The 6,670-nt window shown below is 64.8% G+C and carries 7 protein-coding genes; 6 read left to right on the forward strand and 1 reads right to left on the reverse strand.

Annotation, left to right across the window (positions count from 1 at the left end):
• Nucleotides 1–627 (forward strand): DedA family protein, encoded by a 627-nt coding sequence (locus ACK4R0_RS09640; protein WP_409673638.1) that lies wholly within the window; start codon nucleotides 1–3, stop codon nucleotides 625–627.
• Nucleotides 628–709: 82 nt separating this feature from the next.
• Complete coding sequence (locus tag ACK4R0_RS09645; RefSeq protein ID WP_409673640.1) at nucleotides 710–901, forward strand: hypothetical protein; 192 nt, start codon at nucleotides 710–712, stop codon at nucleotides 899–901.
• A gap of 100 nt (nucleotides 902–1,001) precedes the next feature.
• On the opposite strand, the gene ACK4R0_RS09650 is transcribed toward ACK4R0_RS09645, so the two are convergent.
• Nucleotides 1,002–3,923, reverse strand: a complete 2,922-nt coding sequence (locus ACK4R0_RS09650; RefSeq protein WP_409673642.1) for a M16 family metallopeptidase — start codon at nucleotides 3,921–3,923, stop codon at nucleotides 1,002–1,004.
• Nucleotides 3,924–4,094: 171 nt separating this feature from the next.
• Between ACK4R0_RS09650 and ACK4R0_RS09655 the strand changes: the two genes are divergently transcribed.
• From ACK4R0_RS09655 to ACK4R0_RS09670, 4 genes are all read left to right on the forward strand, one after another.
• Nucleotides 4,095–4,670 carry a NifU family protein gene (locus tag ACK4R0_RS09655; protein WP_409673644.1) on the forward strand — a complete coding sequence of 192 codons (576 nt, stop codon included), beginning with the start codon at nucleotides 4,095–4,097 and terminating at the stop codon, nucleotides 4,668–4,670.
• A gap of 65 nt (nucleotides 4,671–4,735) precedes the next feature.
• Nucleotides 4,736–5,335 (forward strand): malonic semialdehyde reductase, encoded by a 600-nt coding sequence (locus tag ACK4R0_RS09660; RefSeq protein WP_409673646.1) that lies wholly within the window; start codon nucleotides 4,736–4,738, stop codon nucleotides 5,333–5,335.
• Between the two features lie 12 nt (nucleotides 5,336–5,347).
• Nucleotides 5,348–6,013 (forward strand): tRNA (adenosine(37)-N6)-threonylcarbamoyltransferase complex dimerization subunit type 1 TsaB, encoded by a 666-nt coding sequence (gene tsaB / locus ACK4R0_RS09665; protein WP_409673648.1) that lies wholly within the window; start codon nucleotides 5,348–5,350, stop codon nucleotides 6,011–6,013.
• Between the two features lie 5 nt (nucleotides 6,014–6,018).
• A complete protein-coding gene (locus ACK4R0_RS09670; RefSeq protein WP_409673650.1) occupies nucleotides 6,019–6,540 on the forward strand; it encodes a GNAT family N-acetyltransferase in 522 nt (173 codons plus the stop codon).
• Nucleotides 6,541–6,670 lie beyond the last annotated feature (130 nt).

A 6,670-nucleotide genomic window follows, 5' to 3' on the forward strand; every position in this document is an offset into this window, starting at 1 on the left:
ATGAACGGACTGCTCGATCAGCTCGCCGATTTCATGGTCACGCACCGCTGGCTCGCCGGTCCCGCCTTCGGGCTCATCGCGTTTGGCGAATCGCTCGCGGTCGTCGGGGTTTTCATCCCTGCGACACCGATCCTGTTCATGGTCGGCGTCCTTGCAGGCAGTGGCCGGGTCGATGCGGCCTCGGTCGTGCTGTTCGGGATTGCGGGCGCCATCGCAGGATACTGGGCATCATGGAGCGCCGGCGACCGGCTCGGCCACCGGGTCTGGCATCATTCTGCGCTCGTCCGCCACCGCCGCGGCGTCGCTCGCGCGCGATTGTTCTTCCGGCGCTGGGGCGGGCTGTCGCTGGTCGCCGGGCGCTATGTGCTGGGGCCGTTCCAGTCGATGCTGCCGCTGGTCGCCGGCGTGGCGCGGATGGATGCGCACCGCTTCCACCGCTGGAACGTGCTGTCGGGCGTGCTGTGGATCTGCCTCGTGCTGACGCCGGGTTTCCTCGTCGGCCGGGGAATCGAGATCGCCGGGTTCGACAAAGCCTGGCAGGATCAGATCGTCGCGGTGCTGATGGCGATCAGCTGCGGCCTTATCGTCATCGGACTGATGGGCGCGGTCAGCAAAGCCCGCCGTTGAGAATAAAGCGTCGGAGCGACTTTGCAGCGGCGCAACCGGGTGATCCGGCGGGCGTAGATGGTTCAAGGAAAGGAACCTCATCATGGCTACACGTCCCGAAGATCCTGCAATTCCCGCGCCCGACCGTATCGAGCCGCAATCCCCGACCGAGCTTCCGGTCAACGATCCGCCAATGGAAGACCCGGTGCGCGAACCGCCCGAGATGGACCCGGTGCAGCCCGACATCATCGAGCCCTCGCGTGGCCCCGACGAAATGCCGGGCCAGATGGACTGATCCACATTTTCGCGCCCAAGCGGGCCTAACACAGCAAAACGCCCCGGCGGGATCATCCTGCCGGGGCGTTTTGCTGTTCGGTCCGTCGATGTCACCGGCGCTATGGGGCTTCGGCTTCCTGAGGCAGGACAATGAACGACCACGCCTTGTCCTTCACCAGATACTTCGCCGCCAGCGCCTGCATCCGTTCGGGCGTGGTGACTGTGTAATCGGGCAGGATGGTGCGCAGCGCCGAGATGCGGCGCGGATCGCGCGATGCACCCTGCAGCTGGTTGAGCCAGAAGTTGTTGCCGGTGCTGGCGCGCGAGACCAATTGTCGCAGCGGTTCGGTTGCCCGCGAAAGTTCATCGGCGCTGACCGGGGTGGCAGCAAGGTCCGCTGCAATCGAATTGGCGATGTCGAAGAACTTGCCGACGTTCTCAGGCGCAAGCTGCCCGATCACCCCGACAAAGCCGCCCTTGTCGAACGCGATCGGCCAGTTGTTGAGCACCTGCGGAGCATAGCTGGCACCTGCCTCGGCGCGCAGCTGGTCGAACAGGCGGCTGTTGAAGATCGCGGTCAGGATTTCGAGCTGGCGGCTTTCCTGCACATCGGTGATGCCGCCGCCGGTGGGCCAGCCCAGGAACGCCGCCGCCTGGTCGGGCGCGCCTTCATGCCGCACCACGACCGGCTCGGCATTGGGGGCAGGGAAGGACATCGTGTCGGCACCACTCACCACGGGAACGGGCGCGCGCGGCGGCAATGCACCAAAGGTCTTTTCCAGCGCCGCGACCGCCTCGGCCTTGTCGAAATCACCGAACAGCAGCACCTCGATCGGCCCCTGCGCCAGCAATGGCTCCCAGGTTGCGCGGAACGATTCGGGGGTCAGCGCGGCGGCATCTTCGGGCGAGGGCACCTTCCAGCGCGGATCGCGATTGCGGGTGAGGTAGCTGAGGTCGCGCTCGAGCACCGTCTGCGGCGACATCGAGAAGCTGCGATAGGCAAGCTCGGTCCCCGCCTTGGCGCGGCGCACCGGGTTGGGGTCCCAGCGCGGCTGGGCAAGCTTGGCGGCAAACAGCTTGAGCTGGTCCGCCAGGTCGCTGCGGCGGGTGTCGGCGGAGAACGTGAACGCATCGTTCTCGACCTCGAAGCCGAAACCGATGCGGCGGCCGTTGGTCAGCCGGTCGAGCCCTTCCTGACCGATCTCGCCGACGCCGCTGGCGACCAGCGCGGTCTGGCCCGACCAGACCAGGGACGGCCTGTCCGCCGGGAATGCCTGATAGCCGTTGCCAAAGCGCACCTTGACCATGATCTTGGAAACTTCGGCATCGTTGGGATAGAGGATCGCCTTCACCCCGTTCGACAGTTCGACCATTTCTATGCCCAGCAGCCGGATGTCGGTGGTAGAGACCACCGTTCCGGGCGTGCCCAGATCAGGCAGGTCATCGAACGTCACCGCAGCCGCTGCCAGCCGCGCGCTGGCATCGGCGGTCACGTCCTTGGTGAGCGCAGTGGTCAGCAGCGTCGTGGCATCGGGCACCGGTTGGGGTGAAATGAGGATCGCGCGGGTGGTCACTCCGGTGAACAGCCGCCGGGTGGATTCGAGCAGCCGTTCGGGCGTGTACATTTCCGTCATCCCGCGAAACACGTTGAGCGCCGTCTCGGGGGCGGCGATAGTCTCGCGGATATCGACCGCACCGACGATGTCGTCGGCCTGCTTGGCGCCGGCCTCGGTAGCGGCGCTTTCCATCCGCACGGCAAGGGCAGCGTCGAACTCGGCCATTTCGCGGGCGATCTCTTCGGGCGTGGGCGCGGTGGTGGTGGCATCGGCGAGCACGCCGCGCACATCGGCGAGCGCGGCCTGCCAGTCATCGCCGATCGGCACGATCGAGACGAAGGTGCCATCGACCGAACGGCTGACGTCCTCGGCGTTGACCTGCGCCTGCAGGAAGCTGCCGCCGCCACGCGCGCGGCCTTCGAGCCGGCGGTTGATCAGCTGGGTCGCGACCAGATCGATCAGCAATTGCTGATTATAGGCGATGGTGTCGTTGACCGGATACCAGGGGCGCAGAATGCCCATGCTGATCAGATAGGGAAAGCCGGGCTCGACCAGCGCTTGCGCGACCGGCTTGGAGGCGTCGGGCTCGCCGAAGCCGGGATAAGGCGCCTGCTTGCCCTTGACCTTCCAGTCGCCGTAATGCGTCTTGATCAGCGCTTCGAGCGTCGCCGGTTCGACATCGCCCGCGATCACGATCACCGTGTTTTCGGGCCGGTACCACCGTTGATGAAAGGCGCGCACGGCATCGGACGTTGCAGCATTGAGCGTTTCGGGCTTGCCGATCGGTGAGCGTTCGGCAAGCTTCTGTCCTGCGAAGAACAGTTGGCGGGTGGCATCGCCGACCCGCACCTGTGCGCCTGAACGTTCGCGCAGTTCGGCCATCACCACCGGCACCTCTGCGGTCACCGCCTCCTTGGTCAGCCCCGGTTCGCGGATCATGCCTGAGAGGATCTTCATGCTCTCGTCGAGCCCGGTGGGAGTCGCTGCGGGCAGGTCGAGCTTGTAGACGGTGTGGGTCGGGGTGGTTTCGGCGTTGGAATCGCTGCCGAAGCTTGCGCCCTGCCGCTGCCAGATGCGGATCGCCTCGCCATCGGGGACGTATTTCGATCCGCGGAAGGTGAGGTGCTCGAGCAGATGGGCAAAGCCCTGCTCGGTGTCGGCTTCCATCATCGACCCGGCATCGATCCGCACGCGGATCGAGACCTGGCCCGGGGGCACGCCGTTGCGGCGCACCGCATAGCGCACGCCGTTGCTGAGTTCGCCGAATGTCCACGCCTTGTCGACGGGCACGTTGCTGCCCTTGTACAGCCAGGGGGTCGGCTCGCCGGCTTCCAGATTGGGGGGACGCAGCGGCTGGCCGTTCTTGTCCTTGCCGCTGGCGACGGGTTCGCCCGGCAGCTGTGCGAGCAAGGGCGCGGTAAGAACCAGGGAAAGCGCCGCCAGTGCAGCGGCCACGCGCGCAGGGCGCATCAGGGGAAAGGTCATACCCGATCTATAGGCAGCGCAAATGTGACTGGCCAGTGAATATGCGGCTGAATATGCGGCGGGGCGTGCGGCAGATGCCCGCCCTGTTCCGGCAAAAAGGCAAAGTCCGGTCCACCCTGCTGAAAGAAAAACTGCCTTGCGAAGCGGCGGGTGCTGGCCCAGATACCAAATATGCTGATAGAAACCGAAACCACCCCGAACCCCTCAACGCTCAAGTTCCTTCCGGGCCGCAAGGTCATGGACATGGGCACCCGCGATTTCGCTTCGCCCGAAGAGGCCGAAGCCTCGCCGCTGGCCGAGGCGCTGTTCGCCCTGGGCGACGTGACGGGGGTATTCTTCGGCCACAACTTCATTTCGGTGACGGCGGGGCCGGGCACTGAATGGTCAGACCTCAAGCCCGATATCCTCTCGGTGCTGCTCGACCATTTTTCGGCGGACATGCCATTGTTCCGCGCGGCGACCGCAGCCGGTATCGCGGTGCCTGCCGATGATGCCGACTGGCCGAGCAACCCCGAGGACGAGGATATCGTCGCGCAGATCAAGGAACTGATCGAGACGCGGGTGCGTCCGGCGGTGGCCAATGATGGCGGTGACATCCTGTATCGCGGCTTCGACAAGGGCGTGGTCTATCTGCAGATGCAGGGCGCCTGCTCGGGTTGCCCATCGTCGAGCGCGACGCTCAAGCACGGCATCGAATCGCTGCTCAAGCATTACGTCCCCGAGGTCATCGAGGTCCGCGCCGCCTGACGCGCGCGACCCCTGGCGGCACCGCCCCCTTCAATCCTGCAGTCCCCATCAAGGATCCCATGTCTATGACCGCTCCCCTGAATGACGGCGCGCTCGATCAGCTGTTCCGTACCGCGCGCACGTATAACGGCTATACCGATCAGCCCGTTTCGACCGAACAGCTGCACGCCATCTGGGACCTCATGAAAATGGGTCCGACATCGGCCAACATGCTGCCATCGCGGCTGGTGTGGTGCGTCAGCGATGAAGCCAAGCAGAAGCTTGCCGATTGCTGCATGGAGGCGAACGCCACCAAGATTCTCGCGGCGCCGGTCTCGGTCGTCATCGGCATGGACCTGGAATTCCACGAGCAGTTGCCCGAGCTTTTCCCGCACACCGATGCGCGCAGCTGGTTCACAGGCGATGACAAGGCCGAGTTCCGCCGCATCTCGGCGCTGCGCAATTCCTCGCTGCAGGGCGCATATCTGATCATGGCAGCGCGCGCGCTTGGTCTCGACACCGGGCCGATGTCGGGCTTCGACAACGCTGCGGTCGACGCCGCGTTCTTTGCCGACCAGCCCAACGTGAAGTCGAACTTCATCTCGACGCTGGGCTATGGCGATCCCTCGACGATTTTCGACCGCAGCCCGCGCCCCGGTTTTGACCGCTTCAACACAATCAGCTAGCGCGGTTCGGGTATGACACCCGAACATGAGACCGAGACCCTGCTGGTCATCGACACCGCGACCGAAGCCTGCTCGGTCGCGCTGTTCGACTGCGGCGTTCTGATCGCGTCGGATCACGCCGTGATGGGCAGGGGCCATGCCGAGCGGCTCGTCCCGATGATCGCGGGTCTGCCCGACAAGGGCCGCGCCGCGCATATCCTCGTCAATTGCGGGCCGGGCAGCTTTACCGGCGTGCGCGTCGGCCTCGCGGCCGCCCGTGCGCTGGGCCTGGCCTGGAGCGCCCCGGTCCGCGGCTATTCGACCCACGCGCTGGTGGCCGCCATGGCACTGGACATGCGCACGGATATGCCGGGGGTCGATGTGGTGATGACCGGGGGGCATGGGGAATATTTCGTCCAGAGCTTCGACCAGACCGGCAAGGCGACAGGTCCGCTGGCCTCGCTCGCGCCCGATGCTGCGGCGCGCGCCTGTCGGCAAATGCTGGTCGCAGGGTCGATGGCGGAATCGGTGATTGCGCTGCGCGGCGACGGAATCGCGCTGGCGCTTCTGCCCGATGCGCGGTCGGCGCCGTTGCTTGCCGCTTCTGCCCGCAGCCTGCCTGCCGACCCCGTTTACGGACGCGGCGCCGATGCCAAGCCTATGGCCGCACCGGCTGCCCGGGCGCTGACGCCGGGGTGAGGGCGATGACCGGCGCATCCGACCGATCGACAGGCGATCTGCCCTTCCAGCTGATCTGCGGTCTGGCGGCGCCCGATGCACTGGAACCGGTCATGCAGGTCATGCAGTCGGCGTTCGATCCGATGTATGGCGAAGCCTGGAACCACAGCCAGACGCGGTCGATGTTAACCATGCCGCTGACCCATACGATCATCGCCGAAGCCGTTCCGAGCGCGGTTGGTCAGGCGACCGGCGAGCCGATCGGTTTTTCGATGTCGCGGCGGGTCGGCGACGAGGAAGAACTTTTGTTGATTGGGGTTAAACCTGAATGGCGTCATTTTGGGGCGGGTTCTTCGATTCTTGCCCAAGTGATCGAAAATGCGCGGGAAGCAGGTGTCATGCGCATTTTTCTGGAAATGCGAAGCAACAACACTGCCACGCACCTTTACCATAAATTCGGCTTCGGTCAGGTCGGCATGCGCAAGAATTACTATAAGGGTGCAGATTCCCAGCTTTATGATGCACTGACGTTCGCTTTGGCATTATAATGCATTATGCGGATGACTGCGGGTTTGTCATATTGGTTGGCGTTAGTCGGTGATAAGGACTAACAACAATGACATTGACGCCTGCTGTCTGTTCTTGCATACCGCGCGCGTTCGGCCAAAGTGCCGGATT

The organism is Blastomonas sp. (assembly GCF_046294995.1).
Classification (GTDB): domain Bacteria; phylum Pseudomonadota; class Alphaproteobacteria; order Sphingomonadales; family Sphingomonadaceae; genus Blastomonas.